Annotated in this window: 21 protein-coding genes; 10 read left to right on the forward strand and 11 right to left on the reverse strand. The window is 32.3% G+C overall.

Features of this window, described 5'->3' with window-relative positions; translation table 11 throughout:
* Positions 1-44 precede the first annotated feature (44 nt).
* Genes QW128_04665 through QW128_04675 form a run of 3 tightly spaced genes read right to left on the reverse strand, consistent with a single transcriptional unit; the run spans position 45 to position 940 of the window.
* Positions 45-401 carry a hypothetical protein gene (locus tag QW128_04665; GenBank protein MEM3832876.1) on the reverse strand — a complete coding sequence of 119 codons (357 nt, stop codon included), beginning with the start codon at positions 399-401 and terminating at the stop codon, positions 45-47.
* Positions 391-561, reverse strand: coding sequence for a hypothetical protein (locus QW128_04670; GenBank protein ID MEM3832877.1), 171 nt, complete (start codon positions 559-561; stop codon positions 391-393). The genes QW128_04665 and QW128_04670 overlap by 11 nt, the downstream gene beginning before the upstream one ends.
* Before the next feature lies 1 nt (position 562).
* A complete protein-coding gene (locus tag QW128_04675; GenBank protein ID MEM3832878.1) occupies positions 563-940 on the reverse strand; it encodes a hypothetical protein in 378 nt (125 codons plus the stop codon).
* Between the two features lie 80 nt (positions 941-1,020).
* On the opposite strand from QW128_04675, the gene QW128_04680 reads away from it, so the two are divergent.
* From QW128_04680 to QW128_04715, 8 genes are read left to right on the forward strand one after another with little or no spacing between them, the layout of a single operon-like run.
* Positions 1,021-1,257: a hypothetical protein gene (locus tag QW128_04680; GenBank protein MEM3832879.1), complete on the forward strand. Its 237-nt coding sequence runs from the start codon at positions 1,021-1,023 to the stop codon at positions 1,255-1,257.
* Complete coding sequence (locus QW128_04685) at positions 1,248-1,646, forward strand: hypothetical protein (protein ID MEM3832880.1); 399 nt, start codon at positions 1,248-1,250, stop codon at positions 1,644-1,646. Before QW128_04680 ends, QW128_04685 begins: the two co-directional genes overlap by 10 nt.
* A gap of 13 nt (positions 1,647-1,659) precedes the next feature.
* Complete coding sequence (locus tag QW128_04690) at positions 1,660-3,330, forward strand: ATPase, T2SS/T4P/T4SS family (GenBank protein MEM3832881.1); 1,671 nt, start codon at positions 1,660-1,662, stop codon at positions 3,328-3,330.
* Positions 3,311-3,841 carry a hypothetical protein gene (locus QW128_04695; protein MEM3832882.1) on the forward strand — a complete coding sequence of 177 codons (531 nt, stop codon included), beginning with the start codon at positions 3,311-3,313 and terminating at the stop codon, positions 3,839-3,841. The genes QW128_04690 and QW128_04695 overlap by 20 nt, the downstream gene beginning before the upstream one ends.
* Entirely contained in the window at positions 3,838-4,434 is a 597-nt protein-coding gene (locus QW128_04700) for a hypothetical protein (protein ID MEM3832883.1), read from the forward strand. Before QW128_04695 ends, QW128_04700 begins: the two co-directional genes overlap by 4 nt.
* 46 nt (positions 4,435-4,480) lie before the next feature.
* Entirely contained in the window at positions 4,481-4,726 is a 246-nt protein-coding gene (locus QW128_04705) for a hypothetical protein (protein ID MEM3832884.1), read from the forward strand.
* Between the two features lie 5 nt (positions 4,727-4,731).
* Entirely contained in the window at positions 4,732-5,277 is a 546-nt protein-coding gene (locus QW128_04710; protein MEM3832885.1) for a hypothetical protein, read from the forward strand.
* Positions 5,255-6,457: a DUF87 domain-containing protein gene (locus QW128_04715; protein ID MEM3832886.1), complete on the forward strand. Its 1,203-nt coding sequence runs from the start codon at positions 5,255-5,257 to the stop codon at positions 6,455-6,457. Before QW128_04710 ends, QW128_04715 begins: the two co-directional genes overlap by 23 nt.
* Before the next feature lie 17 nt (positions 6,458-6,474).
* Here the strand turns inward: QW128_04715 and QW128_04720 are convergent, their stop codons facing one another.
* Both QW128_04720 and thsB read right to left on the reverse strand, forming a co-directional pair.
* Positions 6,475-7,044, reverse strand: coding sequence for an adenylate kinase family protein (locus QW128_04720; GenBank protein ID MEM3832887.1), 570 nt, complete (start codon positions 7,042-7,044; stop codon positions 6,475-6,477).
* Positions 7,045-8,697 carry a thermosome subunit beta gene (gene thsB, locus QW128_04725; GenBank protein ID MEM3832888.1) on the reverse strand — a complete coding sequence of 551 codons (1,653 nt, stop codon included), beginning with the start codon at positions 8,695-8,697 and terminating at the stop codon, positions 7,045-7,047. It abuts the gene before it with no gap.
* Positions 8,698-9,113: 416 nt separating this feature from the next.
* On the opposite strand from thsB, the gene QW128_04730 reads away from it, so the two are divergent.
* Together QW128_04730 and QW128_04735 are read left to right on the forward strand one after the other, a co-directional pair.
* Complete coding sequence (locus tag QW128_04730) at positions 9,114-9,824, forward strand: thioredoxin family protein (protein MEM3832889.1); 711 nt, start codon at positions 9,114-9,116, stop codon at positions 9,822-9,824.
* Between the two features lie 90 nt (positions 9,825-9,914).
* Positions 9,915-10,130, forward strand: a complete 216-nt coding sequence (locus QW128_04735; protein MEM3832890.1) for a 30S ribosomal protein S17e — start codon at positions 9,915-9,917, stop codon at positions 10,128-10,130.
* A gap of 29 nt (positions 10,131-10,159) precedes the next feature.
* Here QW128_04735 and QW128_04740 read toward each other — a convergent pair whose 3' ends face one another.
* From QW128_04740 to phoU, 6 genes are all read right to left on the reverse strand, one after another.
* Positions 10,160-10,456 carry a MoaD/ThiS family protein gene (locus tag QW128_04740; protein MEM3832891.1) on the reverse strand — a complete coding sequence of 99 codons (297 nt, stop codon included), beginning with the start codon at positions 10,454-10,456 and terminating at the stop codon, positions 10,160-10,162.
* Complete coding sequence (locus tag QW128_04745) at positions 10,443-11,285, reverse strand: hypothetical protein (GenBank protein ID MEM3832892.1); 843 nt, start codon at positions 11,283-11,285, stop codon at positions 10,443-10,445. Before QW128_04745 ends, QW128_04740 begins: the two co-directional genes overlap by 14 nt.
* A 121-nt stretch (positions 11,286-11,406) precedes the next feature.
* Positions 11,407-13,653: an anaerobic ribonucleoside-triphosphate reductase gene (gene nrdD, locus QW128_04750; GenBank protein ID MEM3832893.1), complete on the reverse strand. Its 2,247-nt coding sequence runs from the start codon at positions 13,651-13,653 to the stop codon at positions 11,407-11,409.
* 302 nt (positions 13,654-13,955) lie between these two features.
* On the reverse strand, positions 13,956-14,339 hold the full coding sequence (locus tag QW128_04755) for a transposase (protein MEM3832894.1): 384 nt from the start codon (positions 14,337-14,339) through the stop codon (positions 13,956-13,958).
* A gap of 559 nt (positions 14,340-14,898) precedes the next feature.
* Complete coding sequence (locus QW128_04760; GenBank protein MEM3832895.1) at positions 14,899-15,609, reverse strand: helix-turn-helix domain-containing protein; 711 nt, start codon at positions 15,607-15,609, stop codon at positions 14,899-14,901.
* 155 nt (positions 15,610-15,764) lie between these two features.
* On the reverse strand, positions 15,765-16,379 hold the full coding sequence (gene phoU / locus QW128_04765; protein ID MEM3832896.1) for a phosphate signaling complex protein PhoU: 615 nt from the start codon (positions 16,377-16,379) through the stop codon (positions 15,765-15,767).
* Positions 16,380-16,400: the final 21 nt, after the last annotated feature.

Below are 16,400 nucleotides of genomic sequence, written 5' to 3' on the forward strand. Positions count from 1 at the left end.
TCAGGAAAAGGATTTGTAAAGTTATTATTACAGCTTTTTGATTTTTATGTAGTGCCATATATTTTAACATTTATATCACCGCATGATATGAAAATTACTGGAATTTGTGCGTCTTTCTCATTGCCTTTAATTATTATTTTAATATAGCTGCTACTGTTTATAATTTTTATTGGATATTGCACGTCTAATGATTTAATAATTTCATCTAATGTAACATTTTTACACTGAAAGAGGTTTTCATTGTGTAAAATTTTTTGTTGTAATTTAAAATATCTATAATAATTTTGGAACGTTTCCTGCTTATTAGATAATGTCTGTGGTGTTATGTATGTTATTGTTATTGTGGTAAGGAGTAGAAGTGATATTACTAGGTCTAAAACAGGAATTGAATCAAAGTCCATAATAACCACTTGATCCCGATCTAATAATATTAGCTAATGAATTATTTTGAATGTTATCTATTAACGAATCAGTAATGTTAATTTCTACAATTATTAAGTATATAAGTTGTGTGAATATTAAGAGGAATAATATAATTATTGTTATAATGTTTTCTGACATTTTAACTCTCCTCAACTGCTACATAATCATCTGTGCTCGAGAATGTGTAATATTTGTTAGTTTTTAGTATAGATTTCTTGAATTTTACATCGGATTTAAAAGTAAACGATGCTGAGTTTATATTAATGGTTATGGAGTTATTTTCTAAGTATACTGAAATATTGTTGATAAAAGACTTTATTGAAATTGTAACGCTTGCGTTTAAGGTTTTTGCTAAATAACCTGTATCATTAATTTGAGAATAGATTGTTATTGCCTCTGCTTTTGATATTGCTGTGTAGAGTGAGTTTATGCTAATAGTGTTTATTAATATGATGATGATTGATAGGGAGATCCATGCAATTATATCTATGTAAGATTGGATTAAGCGTTCTGGCATTGAGCCCGTAAGTATCTGTCAATTATTAATTTTAAGGATACAAGAGGTGTTTTTAAGCATTTTTATCCTAAAATAATGGTATGAATGTTAGTAGGAATGATATACTAGTTTGGGGATTGCGTATAATTTTTGATGAACTAAAGGAAATACAGGATAAATTGGCAGAATTAGAAAACAGAGTGCTTTCCTTAGAGGACTTGACTACTAATTCGCTTATGCTGACATCAATTTACCGTATTGAATATGTTAAGTGGTATACTGTGTATGTGTCTAAAATTGAGGATAAACTTATGGAGGCTAGAATCTCATGTCGATGAGAGTTACTCTCGAAGATTTGGCTTTGCTTATGGTTAAGAAAGGCATTTCTCCAGATACTGTTAAGGAACTTTTGACGGAGTTAGGGGCTACAAAGGAACGTATAGATAAAATTATGGACAGTTTTCCGAAATCAGAAGTTGTTGAAGAAAAGAAGAGTAAGATTAATGAAATAAGTCAAGAGAGAGTTGCGAAAGAGCTGATGACAATATCATTTGAGGTTGTCAAAATTAAGAGTAATATAGAAATACACAAGTCAAGAATAGAAGGTTTAGAGACACGCGTTTCAAGTTTAGAAGCTCGTTTTGAAGCTCTCTCAAATATTCTAATAGAATACGCTCCATTTCTTTTCAAGAGGGATAAAGATAATGCTAAATCAAATGTGCAGTGAGTCATGTAAAATTGTGAATGAAGGTAGTACACTGCGAGTTTATTGTCCTCATGATTTTCATGTATTTGGTCTTGAGACAAACAAAAAATGTAGAGAGAAGGTCTTTTCATCTATGTCTAGCAATACTTTTTTAATAGTAATGGAAAACGGAATTATTAACAAGATCTATAAGAAAAATGTCAAAGAGTTGTTTAATTATATTCAACTGATTAATGCTCACTTTGATAAGATTAGAATTCAAAATATTTCTAAAGATGAACTAATCTATGATCCTGCCTTATTACGTTCAAGTTATTCTCCTAATGATCTTATGAAAACTTGGATTTACAAACATTCACCGTTTTTCAGAGAGCTTGTTGATCATTTTGCAATGAATTACTCTGATCATGAAATTTATGAATGGTTATTTGAACCATACGTGGATTATTGTAATGGATTTAGGTCTATCATAGACTCTGAAAGGATAAATGTGTATGATGTGAATGTTGGTTTTGTGAATATTTATGATCACGATAATCATTGTTTTTATATAATCGATGAAGTATCTAGAAAACCTAATGTCCAGGATCTTTTAGAAAAAATGCTGTGGCTAATCATAACTAAAAGCACTAATTTAAGTAAAATATTAGTACCTTTGTACGATGCTCATGTTCAAGAAATGTATCTGGATGGTGAAGATAGATTTATTTATTTGGATCATGAAGAATATGGTAGATGTTCTACTAATATATTTATTGCGCATACTGATATTGAAAGAATAAAGACTTATGCTAGTATTATAGGTAAGGGTAATGTTAGTCTATCAAATCCGTCGTTAAAAATGGATATTATACTTAATGGAATTCCTCATAGGTTTTCTTTAGATTCGCCTCCGTTAGTCCTAACTACATCACTAAACATTAGAAATTTAGCAATGCAATATATGAACGTGCAAAAATTAATAAAATCAGGTACAATAACTGCAGAAGCTATAGCATACCTTATTTTCCTTGCTATGAATAGACTGAACATTGTGATTTGCGGAGAACCAAATAGTGGTAAAACAACTCTTGCAAATACTATTGATTTAGAATTACCAAAAGTTTGGCGTAGAATTTACATCGAAGATGTTGTAGAGAGTCTTAATCTAAAAGATAAAGATGCTCATCAAATAAAAATTCAAACAACACCTTTTGAACAAGGAGCTAAAGTTTTCAAAAAGAGTACTGAGATAGTCAAGTTATTACATAGGTCGCCAGATTGGATATACCTAGGTGAAATACAGACAAAAGAACATACAAGAGCTATGTTTCATGCATTTTCAATGGGTCTAAAAGGTATTGCGACAACACATGCAGCATCGATCGAAGGACTTTTCTATAGATGGACAAAGCATTATATGATTAATTCAGATAGTATACGACTTATTAATGTAGTTATTTTAATGGAACGTGAGATTACAAATTCAGGAAAAATTATAAGATACGTAAAAAATATTGTAGAAATTGATAATAACGGTGATCCTGTAATCATTTTTAGCAGAATTAATGGTAAACTCACTAGAACTATAAGTTCACTATTTGACACTCCGAACGTGAAAAAATTAATAACGAACGGGAAAAGTTATGAGGAGATTAAAACTCTTTTTCTTAATATTCTAAATAGGATTAATGGAGGTATCGTAAATGAAGAAATCTACCAATAAAAAAATAAACAGGGTCACTATTAACGAAGGATCGTTTCTTGCATTAATTTCACTTATGTTACAAATTAGAGATATAAGGTCTATGTTAGAACGTGTTAAGAATCATTATCTTTTAAGCACAGATCAACAATTCTTAATGGGAAAGGTTGATGAAGGCCATGATCCGATTAAGGTACTTAATTCCATTAGTGTATTTAATAACTTAGACGTGCTCTCGACATACCTTAACCTATACTCTTCGCATGGTATAACACCTATTGAACGTTATAACATTCAAGAATTGGCATTCTTAAAAACTGCAGGGCATTTGAAAAACCTTACCAATAAACTTACATTACGTATTCTTGTTATCACGTTCCTAAGTTACATTGTGCCTGTCGCATTAACAATTTTTTCTATTAAATATGGATTAATTGGCATGATATTATTTGTAAGCATTTTAATCATATCAACAACTTATATATCCTTAGACACGAAAAAAATGATACTTCTATTGAGGGATATTGAATGAATGATGAAATTGAAGAATTAATGATTCATTTAAATCAAAATAGTACATTAGGTCTTGGTAAAGCACTGATGTTGTATAAGCCTAAGAGTAAATTCATTAAGAAAATCTATGATACTATCAGTGTGATGTTATTAAAAGGTCATGAACCACAACGTGTTATTAGTTATGCATCTTATTTATTACCCAGAGGGACTTTTTTGAATTACAATGTTCAAAATATAATTATTGGTGATCGTTCAGCAATATCTCGTAATATTAATTCCATCATAATCTCACGAAAAATACAGGAAATACACAGGGATTTTGAACTATGGTTATCATCTATGAAAATGAAGACATTTTTATTAACTATCATGAGTTCAATATTTTTAGCTGCTATGTCAAGATTACCTTTTATTCTAATTAGCAAAATTGAGCATTATTCAGATTGGTTTAATCTTATTCCATTCCTCTATGGATTTTTATGCATCGTGCTTGCTTTTCTTTCCTCAAACATTTATAGTGAAAAACGTTTCACATTATTAATATCCATACTCTCATTAGCTTCCTATACAATTATGATGATAATAATCAATACACTATTTAAAGTCTAACAATCAGTTAAATTTGTGTTTAACTAAATTATCATGGTGAAAAATGATGATAAGAGAACTATACGATCTGATAAAAAATCGTAAAGCATCACCATTAGTAGAGGAGGGTATGCTCTTGGGTTTAGCTGCGATAACATTTACAGTAATCCTTAGTATTGTTTCTAACATTATTACCTCAGTACAAAGTTCATCCGCATCAATGTCATCATCATTAAGTTCGGGTTTCACTAATTTTCTTAATCAATTAGCCGAGATACTCAATCAAATTGCAAGAGCACTAGGTATAAAGTGAAAATTATGAAATACGATAAGAATGACATAATTACTCTTTTTTCTTTGTTAATTATAATCGCAATAACCTTACATTGGATAAATCAGTATGTTTCTTCTTTGTCATATACATTTTATCAGTGGTTAATAATGCCCATCACAATTATTACACTATTTACTGTGGTTTTAAAGCTTTTAAACAAAAATAAATTACATGAGTATGCTAAAAAACATGGTTTTGTCTTAAGAACGTATAATAAAAATCAATATGCTTTCTCTATAAATAAATTAAATGTGTTAACTAATAATGTTCAACCAAGCGATGAGAATCTCTTACAATTATCTTCACAATTGTTGGCATCGCAATTACTTTTTTCTTTAGTCATAGTGCCGACAAACGATAATGCAGAATTGTATTTGATCGTGTCAAAGCCAGTTAAAAATCGTTCAGATATAGATAATCTTATCGATCAATTATCAGGTATAAAAGCTGTATTCAATGCACATCTTGGATTTACGATTACAAATGAGTACGAAAGAGTGATAAAAAATGAGCTCTCAATACCCTTCTAAAAAAATCAATGATGAGTATTCTCATATTAAAAATATTATCAAAATAATAATATTTGTTAATAAGTTGAAAGAGATTAGTATGAAAAATGGTGAGAATATATTGTTAGGTAAAATAGATGACAACGGACCATTATTTTATATTTCTAAAAATGATTTGATAAATCATATTGGTATTTTTGGTCTTAGTGGATTTGGTAAAACAACTACTTGCATGAGGATATTGGAAGGGTTGGCTAATAATGGATACAAAATACTAGTTTTTGATTGGCATGGTGAATATGAAAGATTCATAAGAAGTATTGGAGGATATTCTATAAATCTCGGTATTGATGATTATAGCATAAATCCTCTCATGATAATGCTTAATAATGATATTGGTGAGCATGTTGGTTTTCTTACTGATATGTTCACTGAGGCTTTTCAATTATCTATGCCACAATCTTATGTTTTAAGGAAGATTCTGCTTGAAATTATATCTAAAAGTAATATACAAGGTCTTACTGTTAACAGAATAATTGAGGAATTATCTCCGAAAAGAGGTCAATACGTGTCCAATTATGAAACAGAAATTAGGATGGCACTGCTTAGGAGATTAGAACCGTTAAATTATGGTATAAGTAAAAATATTTTTAATGCTACGAAAGTGCTTAGCGCAGATGAATTGTTAAGTAATAATATATCTATAAACTTCAGGAATTTATCTGAGGAAGGATTAAAGAGAATTACTGCTTATACTATAATGAGAATACTTTATTCTCATTCTATAAAGCACAGTTTAAAGAGAATTGTTGTTGTTCTTGAAGAGGCCAGAAACATTATACCACAACGAAGATATGGTGATCCTCCATCATTAGGTGAAAAAATGGTGTCTGAGCTTAGAAAACATGGCGTGACCATGATAATAATAACACAGCTGCCATCGCAAATTTCTTACGAAATTGTAAGATCGCTTTCTTTGATAATACTTCATAGAGTAAATTCATTTGAGGAGGTTCTTAATGCAACAGGATTACAGAGTATTTTAATGGAAGCTGCTGAAGTTGCAAAGAAAGTGAGAACCTTAAATAAAGGTGAGGCGTTAATATTTTTACCATCAGAAAGTACACACTATAAAGTTTCAATATTGAAATCTAATTTAATGAATGATGAGAAAGATAGTAGTGAACTAATAATATCATGATGAACTATTGAATGGTCTCATCTGTTTTTGGATAAATAACTTAAAAGTTCTTCTAGATCTTTATCGTTTAAAAGTGTTAGCCACTCTATCCCTTGATTTTTAACTATTTTTTTACTGGCAGATATTATAAATCGTTCTATTTCTTCGGGCTTTTTATCTGTTACATCTAATTCAAAGACCTTATTATGAAACCTTCTATAAGCGTCAGATGCACATATCCCTAGAAGTTCTGCCTCTACATTCTCTGCTATCTTTTTTTCACTATATCCTCGTGATTTAAGTATGCCAAGCAATCTTATTGGATTTAATCTGAAAACTATCACCAGATCAATATTTTTAGGGGCCGCATCAACTATATGAGTATCGATAATAACATCATCATTTCTTTTTAAAAGATTACGTATTTTACCTCTTACTCTATCGATATTTATGATATAAGAATCTCGTCTATCATCGTATTTTAAAAACAGATCATATTTTTTAGCTAAATCGTTTACGTTAATATAATAATAATCATGTGCTTCAGAAAAATAAAGGGAGAATGTTGTTTTTCCAGTTCCTGGGGTTCCTGTTATTAATATATGCATTTAATCTTTTTCCTCTTCTTCCTTCTTCTCTTTTTCTGGACCTTTTTCAGCCTTGCTTATCTTGGATGCAGCTATTATATCGTCTATTCTTAGAATCGTTGCAGCCGCTTCAGTGGCAGAACTTACTGCTTGTATCTTAACTGATGCAGGTTCAATAACACCTAGTTTCTCCATATCATCAATTTTGCTCGTGTATCCATTAATTCCATATGACACGTTGCCTTGCTCGTGTGCTGTTTTTAGTTCTGCTAATGCATCTATTGGATCACCGCCAGCATTCTCAGCGAGGGCTCTTGGGATTGCTTCTACTCCTTTTGCAAATGCTTCAATAGCTAATTGTTCTCGTCCACCGACAGTTGATGCGTATTTTCTCAATGTCTTACTTATCTCAATTTCTATTGCTCCACCACCATATACAACTCTTGGATCCTCTATTACATCTGATACTACACTCAGTGCATCGATAATTGATCTCTCTGCCTCATCGACTAATCTTTCGAGTCCACCCCTTATCAATATGCTTACTGATTTTGGATTCTTGCAACCTTCCACAAATACCATTTTGTCGCCTGCAACGCGTCGTTCTTCCACTAATGCTGCTTCTCCTAAGTCTTCTGGTGTCAAATCTTCAATGTTTGTAACTATTTTACCACCTGTGGCAAGAGCCAGTTTTTCCATATCAGATTTCTTCGCTCGTCGTACAGCCAGAATGCCTACTTTAGCTAAATGATGTTGCGCTATATCATCAATACCTTTTTGGCAAACGACAACGTTAGCACCGGTAGACTTTATTTTGTCTACCATGTTTCTTAGCATTCGCTCTTCTTCATCCAAAAATGCTTTCATTTGCTCTGGATTTGATATTCTAATTTCTGCATCAATCTCAGTTTTCTCTATTTCTAACGGAGCATCTATTAATGCAATCTTAGCATTAGTAACTTTTTTAGGCATACCTGGGTGCACAACCTCTTTATCAACTATTACTCCATAAACTAATGCTGTGTCTAGCAATCCTCCACCCTGTTTTTTGATTAACTGTATCTTATTTATGTCGGCAATTCTCTTCCCGTTCCGTTCTTCTGCTATTGCTTTAACAGCTTTCACGCATATGTCTGCAAGGTGTTCTTTGACTGAAGAAACTGATTTACCATGTATTGATGTCAATGCTACTTTTTTAAGTATTTCATCATCATCAATGTTTACTTTTATTGCTAATGAGTCAATAACTTCTCTAGTTTTAATTTCGGCTTTTCTATATCCGCTAACTATGACTGTCGGATGCACGTTTTTATCGATGAGCTCTTCAGCTTCTTTTAGTAGCTGACCTGCTATTACAACTGAAGTTGTTGTGCCATCTCCAACTTCATCATCCTGAGTTTTTGCTATTTGAACTAATAATTTTGCTGCAGGATGTTGAACCTCTATTTCGTTAAGTATTGTAGCACCATCATTTGTAATAGTTATGTCACCAATTGTATCAATAAGCATCTTATCCATACCTCTGGGTCCTAATGATGATTTTACAGTTTCCGCTACTGCCATTGCAGCAGTTATATTGGCTCGTAATGCATCGTAACCAGTTGTTCTTTGCGTTCCTTCCTTGAGTATTAATACAGGAACCGCTGATGTACCACCCGAAGGCACACTTGCCATAGAATCCTCACCCCAGCTAACCTTTAAATAAAAAAGTTAAATATAAGCTTAATCCGGCATAATACTAACATTAATATTAGAAAAATTTAAAGATACAATGAATAAAATAATGAAAAATACGAACTAATTTTTGAGATAGTTTCTCATGAAAGTCTAAGTTTCAGTCTCAGAGTTTCTCAAAAAGTGTTGGACGTTTCTTAATTTGAGCAGGTCACTCAATAATGGAGCTATGAACACATGTAAGCGGAATTATTGTGCTTGCCTCCATAACAGGTAGTACCGTTGACACAGTTTGAAAGCAGCCCTTGTTTTCAAGAGGAGGTTGGTGTGTTTTTACATTGAGTTCATTTAGGTATAAGCAGATTTATATTTCTCTTTGAAATAATATTCTAGAACATAGTGAGGCGATAGGAAATATGGTTTTGGATGCAAAATCTAGAGAGGTCGTAAGAAAAAAGTTATCTGGTATGACAAATCAGCTTACGTTACTTTATTTTCATGATGAAAATAAAGATGATTGTCCTTATTGTGAGACTTTGAAAGAATTCCTTTATGAAATATCTGAACTCTCTAACAATAAACTGATTATCCAATTATATGTTAAAGATAAAAATGATGACATATTTGCCAAATTTAATGTAGAGAAAGCCCCGGTAATAATATTCGATGGGTATAACATTAAATACTTAGGAGCACCTGTTGGACAAGAGACCTGGGCTTTTCTAGAAACTATAGTTCTGGCCTCAAAGCATACGCCAAAACTTTCAACTGAAACTTACAACAAATTAAAAACGCTTGAGAATAAGGCGGTTGTGGAAGTTGTTGTTACACCGAGTTGTCCATGGTGTCCTTACGCAGCTCTGCTCTCTAATAGTGCTGCAATAGCAACCAATAATGTAGAATCGAATATAGTTGAAGCGTACGAATTTCCGGAGATTGCTGACAAATATAACGTGAGTGCTGTACCAACAGTTGCAGTAAATGGGCAAGTCATGTTCATAGGAGTACCCCAAGAAAATGATTTTGCAGCTGCACTGAAAGGAGAATATCAACCACACCTAGAGGAAACTAGTGAAGAAGTAGAAGAATTAGAGCATGAACACGAGCATCACCATCACTCTCATTAGGAACAGTAAATAAACTAATTTTTATTAGATTGTTAATTTTAAAGCAAAAACCTTATTTTTAGCGAATATTCCTTTTTTAGTGGTGATAGTATGGGAAAAATTCGTACACGTATGATAAAGAGGATCGCGTTGAGGTTGCTAGAGTTATATCCAGATCAATTTACTACTGACTTTGAGAAAAACAAAAAATTTCTTAAAGAAAAATTCGGGTCTATAATGTACTCAAAAAAGATAATGAACAAAATTGCAGGTTATATTACAAGTCGTGTGGATATTAAAGAGAGAGATAAAGAATTATCACTTTAGTCACAGCTATTTAAAGATTTTTAAGAATATTATCCTCCGTGTACTACGGAAATTATTGTGATAGTGTCGTTATTTTTAAGTGGAGTGCTAAGGTACTGTAAAAGTCTGTAATCAACTTTATTTATTAATATGATTATGTCAGATTCTATCTCGTTATTCTTAAACAGTCTTTCTTTGAACGATGCGTTTTTCGTTTTTACTAGTTTTTCTAGAAGATTTTTTAGTGTTGAGTTTTCTGGGATTTGGATTATTTCATGTTTTGTACCTGCTAGGGCTCCTATTACACCATAGTATTCTATCTTAATTGTTATCTCATTGATATTCATAACATGCTTCATCTTTTACCTCATTTTCATAAATACATGGCCTTGGTATATATTTAACTAGTCTATTAGAAAGCTGCTTGGTCACTAATGCTTCAAGCGAGGAAAAATCTTTATTATTTTTTAATAATTCTAAATCAATGTTTACATTATATACCCTGGCTGGAAATACATGACATGTTGATTTGTGTGGAAAAAGTTGATTCTTGAGAGCGTTTTCTTTTACGTCTTGTTTAGAAATATTTTTACCAGTAAAAAATAACATATTAGGTTTAATTATCGATGATCCCAATAATAGGGAATCTTCTCTAATGTATTGGATTGTTTTTTTCATTTGTACTAGTTCATTTTCAATCAATCTTACTATTTTATAACTTTGTAGGGAATCAATTTCTTTATTATTAATAAAAATTTCATCACTATATAGCATTACTAATTTTACACTGTTTTTTACTTTTTCAAAGATGTTTTTGCTTATTTTTTCGAGTCTAAATTTGGATGCTAATCGTACTACTATTTCTCTATCTTTTATTTCTGATGAGCGCCACCACCGTAATATTTTTATTGATGGATCGTCGTATGAAACATAAATAACCGGTATAAATTTTAATCCTAGTATAAAAGCAACTTTGTGTCTGTGCATTCCATCAAGTATTATGTTTGTTTGTTTATCTACGATTATAGGATGTCTGAACATTTTATTTTGGCTAACTTGGTTCATCAAGTTTGTTACCATTTCTGGTATTGTTTCTTCGTGAGGTTTTAGAGCAGAGATTGGAGCTATAGAGACTTCCATTATAAAACCATTGTGATCCAAAACATGAGGCGACAATCATAACCACCTCTTAATGGGGTCAGTGGAGGTGCATTCACCCATATTGTATCGGTGCAGATCAGTCACGTCATCCCCCAAGAGAAATATAATAAATGATTATAAAAAGTTTAATGAAAGATCACAGTTCATGTGATGTTCGTTCTATGACAGAAAGTCTAGTGTCGTCATCAGATATAAATTGATAACCATTCTCTACATTCGCATAATAAATTAAATATTTGCCTCTAGCACCGCATACAGGACATGTTTTCTGGATTCCGACACTTAATCTTTTGCATGCCATACAAAAAACAAAATTTTTGTTATATTGAAGTATGTTAACATTATAGGATGGGAATGTTCTGGATAAGTGATTCATTATTGTTTCTGGTGATGAAATTTCGTCATCTAACCATACTTTTACGGCGTGACCACCAGATAAAAATGGATCTACTTCTGAATCTAAAGTTATTAAGTCTTGTATATCAATAATTCTCCATTCTTCTATTAATCCATTCGAATATTTTCCAGGCTTTGTTCTTGTCATTAGTATACTGTAGTATTTTGGATAGAGTTTTCTGTCCAGCATTGAAAATCTGTATGCCGGTTCGTCTCTTATATTTTGGGCAAGTAGTATTTTTAAACTCTCTTGTTCGGAGTATTCTCTAATAATTTTGTTAATCTCGTTGAGTATTTTAATTAACAACGATCGCGATGATGGTGTGGAAAAATAATCGTGATCTGTTAAAAGAAGTATTGCTTCATACAAACCAATTGGTGTGATTATATGGAAGATATTATCATTATTTATGTATAATGTTCCCTTATATTCATGTAATGTGTAGGGTAAAGTCTCATTTTTTATCATTAATTCTAGCAAGTTATTCTTAGATGCAGCAATTTTTACAGCAGACCTTATTATATCTCCAATAAAGTTTGGTAATGTATTTTCATTTAAATCACTTTTCATAACTAACCTAGGCATATTGATTGCTGTAACCGATGCTATGTCATATTGTGAGGAATCATAATGAGAAAGTGCAACTCTATAAAGATCATTAGTGTAAATAGTATCCAGTAATGATGACCTCAGCTTATTAATAAAAGTAACCGTATAACCTGATAAATTAAGTTTTATTGCATTCATCAGATTATTTTTTGAATCATCACTCAGAGATTCTACATAAACATGTATGATTGGAAGAATAGGAGGCCTACCATTAGAATTAAGTTGCAATAGTGCATTAATGAACGCATTAAAAACACGGTGAGCCTCATCAATATATTCATTAAGAGTATGAATTGTACCATTTATTTTGATCTCCAGATTTTCGAATCCCTTAGGTAGATCTGTATGTAAACCTAAAGATACTGTTAATTTGTTTCTCCATATGAATACATTATTTATGTTATAAATAAAGTGAATAAAATATGTTACTAGTTCGTTATCAGGAATATTTTTTGTATAAGGAGCTAATAAGAAATTGAATAATGGTAATGATTGGCCACCAGAAACTTCCTGATCAAAGTTATATAGCATATACATAATTCTCATTAACGCATTATTAAGAGACTTCATTCCATTTGATGGTAAAAAAAGATTCATATCATCAAATTTATAGTTTAATAGTATGTACATGTCATGATTTATATTAACAGTAGACAATGACCACTCATCAAGATCTATAACATGTAAATCACCAGAGGAGTGTGCATCTGAAAGATCTTTAGAAAGAAGTCTTAATAATGTGTAGTCTCTAAGCATTGATGAACTAAGTTTATAGTGTATGAGCCTAGGGTTCTTTATTTTTCTTTCATTACCAAATATTATCTGATGCACATCATGAACTGGTAAACCTAACCTCATGACCTGTAGGCGAACGTCATCTAATCCTCTTTCAACAAGAATAGAATTCACCAGCTCTCTTATGAATGCAGATGTGAGATATTTTATAGGCATTTTGCTAAGTCTGAGCTCTGCTTCTCTTGCTATATCCTCTGCAAGACTCCTCGGCAATTTTGCCTCTTTAATTAATGAGCTAACAATTTTTTGAGCATCAAACGGTTCTAATGCTGGTCTCGATGTTCTTACAAGAAGTTTTGAATACTTAATTGAGTATTCTATTTCATTAATAAGCTCTAAGATTTTGCGTCCTAATCCTGTCAATATATATTCTCCTGTCTCTAAATCTTTATCGATTAATCCATGAGACTGTAACATTCTTATATGATAACTTAAGTTGCTTGTTTCTTCCTGTCGCAAATGGAGTTTTTCTTTTATTTCAGAGAAACGTAAAGATCCATATGAACCTAACAACTTAAGTATCTCAATGCGCTTCCCTTCACTAACAATCCCAAATATGTTATATTCAATATGCCACGGCATTGTTCTCTAATAAGAGTATTTTTACCCAAATATAAATTACAACCACGCCAATAACAATGATAGACTATGTAGTACTGAATTAGCTCGCCTGTGGAGGCAAGGTTAATAGGCTAGCTGATACAGCCCTTAAATGAAATGGAATGAAGTTAAACCCAAAGGATAATGAACAACAAACCAATGAAAACATTAAAACAAGAACCCAACCAACTTTAAACACAAAGAATATTAACTAAAGAGTAGGTGTAACAGATCGATTATTCAACCTGCATTGTTAAATAAGAGAGGCAAGTAGATGAAATTCTTCAGAGTCTGAGACCAGAGTTTCCAGTGTTGGGTTCTGGATTAGTAGGAATGCATAGTGAATTGCTATTTTCATTCCTACTTAACCCTTCCCCCTCAATTAGCTCATCGGGGTCTCTCTGGGTGAACCCTTCTCCCCGCATCTGAAGGTTTAACACCGCTACAATATCCCTATCCATTGTTAATCCGCATTCTTCGCATCTCATTATCCTGCCCAGATAGGAAGCCATGCTTCCGGAGCAGACTGGGCAGGTTTTAGATGAGTTGGCTGGGTTAACGTATTTGACTAGAAGGTTAAGCCATTTAAGCTTGTATTCAAGCATGAGTTGGAATGTTCTTGCGCTCCACTTTGAGAGCTTGGGTTGGTGAGCAGTTTTTGAATAGATAGATTTTTATAGGCGTTTTGAGTTGATTTTTTATGCCGATATGGGTCCTGCTTCCAATGCGAATAGGACGACAGGCAGGCGGGGAAACTTCCAATGTGCCGTCCTTCACCGTTGGCGGCGAAGGCCCTCGAAAGCGTTTGCCGATAGAGGGAAGGGACGAAAATCCATGAATCCCACAACGGTTTACACCCCAGATTGCTGGTTTTGAGAGACTCGCAACTCTCCCAGAGCTCGTTATCCTATGAGTTATTGCGTTTGGTTCACATTGTAAACATTACCTACCTAGCCGAGCATTTTCTTATATCGTATTTATCCTCAGAACATTTAAATACCATTCATTTCATTAAAGTTCCAGATTTTCTGGCTAGCCAATTAAAAACCTAATACAGTGAAATTATAAGAACTAGAGTAAACTGCAAATGAATTGTCTAAAGAACTTCAGTTCTAAAGGATGGAAGAGAAGATCATTTTATAAAACCATTTCAAGCGACTTACTTTTATCTTAGAAAAAATCTAGATTTACATTTATTGAGCAAAAAGGTATAAGATTACGAATGAATTACTCGTGAATTCGTCTAAGTGATGTTAAAAGTTTTTCAACGCTATCAATTTTAGATAATATTAGTGGTATTTGTTCTATTTCTGCGATTTTTACTGGCAGTTGATCATTAATCTTTTTTGGGCCATGAATTATAACTACCATTGGTTTTATAGGATATACACGTACAGCTATCATAGGGGAGCGTCCTTTTGATACGTTTGTAAAAATTGCTGCACGTGCTGTTGTTAATCCCATTAATCTAAAAAATTCGTATCCACTCATTGATAATATTGCTTTAATACTATCGATCACTGTGTATCCGAAAACAGGCCTTTCAATTAAATGTTTGCCGTAAAGGATATCACCCTCAACAGCCTCAGCAAAATTTTTTACTGATACTGGGGTGGTGAAATCTTTCATGTCAAGTATGGCATCTGATTCAAACATAAAGCCAGCTATTTTGCTTGAGATCGGATAGCCTCTTTCACGATCTATGTCTATTAATCCTCTTACGATCTTATCTATAGCCTTTATTCCAGGGAGTCTACGTCCTTGTTCATAATTGCTTATCACTGGAGGTGGAATTCTGATCTTTCTTGATAGCTCATTTTGTTGCACATTAAAAATTTCTCGCCATTTTCGCAATCCTTTTCCAGGATTTTCAGATGTTATAATGTCTCCAGCAATATACATCATGAGATATTTAATGCTCTTTGGCACTGTAGACATTTTTATTCCTAGTTAAGTATTCTATTCAGATTAATATAAAGTTAATACAACCTACTGTAAAGAAATTATCGCTGTGCTCTAGTAATTGTTAATAAGTTTAAAATCTTTAATAAAAATTAAATTGTTATTGATTGGATTTGCTAATTCTAAGGATTTCATGTTCCTTTTACAATATAAACTAAGGAATCTGCGATATATGTTGCATGATCGGCTATACGCTCTAAATAACGTAATATCAATAGTGACGTTATATCGCACAGAGGATTATTAGTGTGAATTGCTTTTTTGAATGCTTCTTCGTATATTTTGTCTATTTCATCATCTTTTTCGTATATTAAATGTGTAAGTTCTACATTTCTCAATATAAACGCTTTTATAGCATCTCGCATCATTGTAATAACAATTTTCGAGGCATTTTTTATTATTTCTTTGTCGCATTCAGAAATTGCCCCTACATCACCTAGTATGACTGCTATATCGTAAGAATATCGCCCAAATCTATAAAAATCGTAAGATATTTCTAATGCAGACTTTATGAATCTTAAATCTGATGCTGCTGGCTGATATCTAGCAATGATCTCTACTACTAGTTCTCCAATTTCTTCTTTCATTTGTTTCAGTTGTTGAGCCCGTTTTAAAACTTCTTCTTTAACATCAACGCCAGACATGAATGCCTCTAAAGATAGGTTAACTGTTTTTTCAGAAAGTGACGCCATTTCACTTAGCATGTTGTTAAGTCTTTCTAAACCCAATTCTATGAGCCTAACCATAAAATTCACCGTCAAATTAAT

This window comes from Thermoprotei archaeon, assembly GCA_038881895.1.
In the GTDB taxonomy this organism is placed as follows: domain Archaea; phylum Thermoproteota; class Thermoprotei; order Gearchaeales; family WAQG01; genus JAVZOV01.

Excerpts from the sequence above, each read along its gene's own strand:
- QW128_04665 (MEM3832876.1), bottom strand. The coding sequence starts at position 401 with ATGGACTTTGATTCAATTCCTGTTTTAGACCTAGTAATATCACTTCTA.
- QW128_04670 (MEM3832877.1), bottom strand. The coding sequence starts at position 561 with ATGTCAGAAAACATTATAACAATAATTATATTATTCCTCTTAATATTC.
- QW128_04675 (MEM3832878.1), bottom strand. The coding sequence starts at position 940 with ATGCCAGAACGCTTAATCCAATCTTACATAGATATAATTGCATGGATC.
- QW128_04680 (MEM3832879.1), top strand. The coding sequence starts at position 1,021 with ATGAATGTTAGTAGGAATGATATACTAGTTTGGGGATTGCGTATAATT.
- QW128_04685 (MEM3832880.1), top strand. The coding sequence starts at position 1,248 with ATGTCGATGAGAGTTACTCTCGAAGATTTGGCTTTGCTTATGGTTAAG.
- QW128_04695 (MEM3832882.1), top strand. The coding sequence starts at position 3,311 with ATGAAGAAATCTACCAATAAAAAAATAAACAGGGTCACTATTAACGAA.
- QW128_04700 (MEM3832883.1), top strand. The coding sequence starts at position 3,838 with ATGAATGATGAAATTGAAGAATTAATGATTCATTTAAATCAAAATAGT.
- QW128_04705 (MEM3832884.1), top strand. The coding sequence starts at position 4,481 with ATGATAAGAGAACTATACGATCTGATAAAAAATCGTAAAGCATCACCA.
- QW128_04710 (MEM3832885.1), top strand. The coding sequence starts at position 4,732 with ATGAAATACGATAAGAATGACATAATTACTCTTTTTTCTTTGTTAATT.
- QW128_04715 (MEM3832886.1), top strand. The coding sequence starts at position 5,255 with ATGAGCTCTCAATACCCTTCTAAAAAAATCAATGATGAGTATTCTCAT.
- QW128_04720 (MEM3832887.1), bottom strand. The coding sequence starts at position 7,044 with ATGCATATATTAATAACAGGAACCCCAGGAACTGGAAAAACAACATTC.
- thsB (MEM3832888.1), bottom strand. The coding sequence starts at position 8,697 with ATGGCAAGTGTGCCTTCGGGTGGTACATCAGCGGTTCCTGTATTAATA.
- QW128_04730 (MEM3832889.1), top strand. The coding sequence starts at position 9,114 with ATGGTTTTGGATGCAAAATCTAGAGAGGTCGTAAGAAAAAAGTTATCT.
- QW128_04735 (MEM3832890.1), top strand. The coding sequence starts at position 9,915 with ATGGGAAAAATTCGTACACGTATGATAAAGAGGATCGCGTTGAGGTTG.
- QW128_04740 (MEM3832891.1), bottom strand. The coding sequence starts at position 10,456 with ATGAATATCAATGAGATAACAATTAAGATAGAATACTATGGTGTAATA.
- nrdD (MEM3832893.1), bottom strand. The coding sequence starts at position 13,653 with ATGCCGTGGCATATTGAATATAACATATTTGGGATTGTTAGTGAAGGG.
- QW128_04760 (MEM3832895.1), bottom strand. The coding sequence starts at position 15,609 with ATGTCTACAGTGCCAAAGAGCATTAAATATCTCATGATGTATATTGCT.
- phoU (MEM3832896.1), bottom strand. The coding sequence starts at position 16,379 with ATGGTTAGGCTCATAGAATTGGGTTTAGAAAGACTTAACAACATGCTA.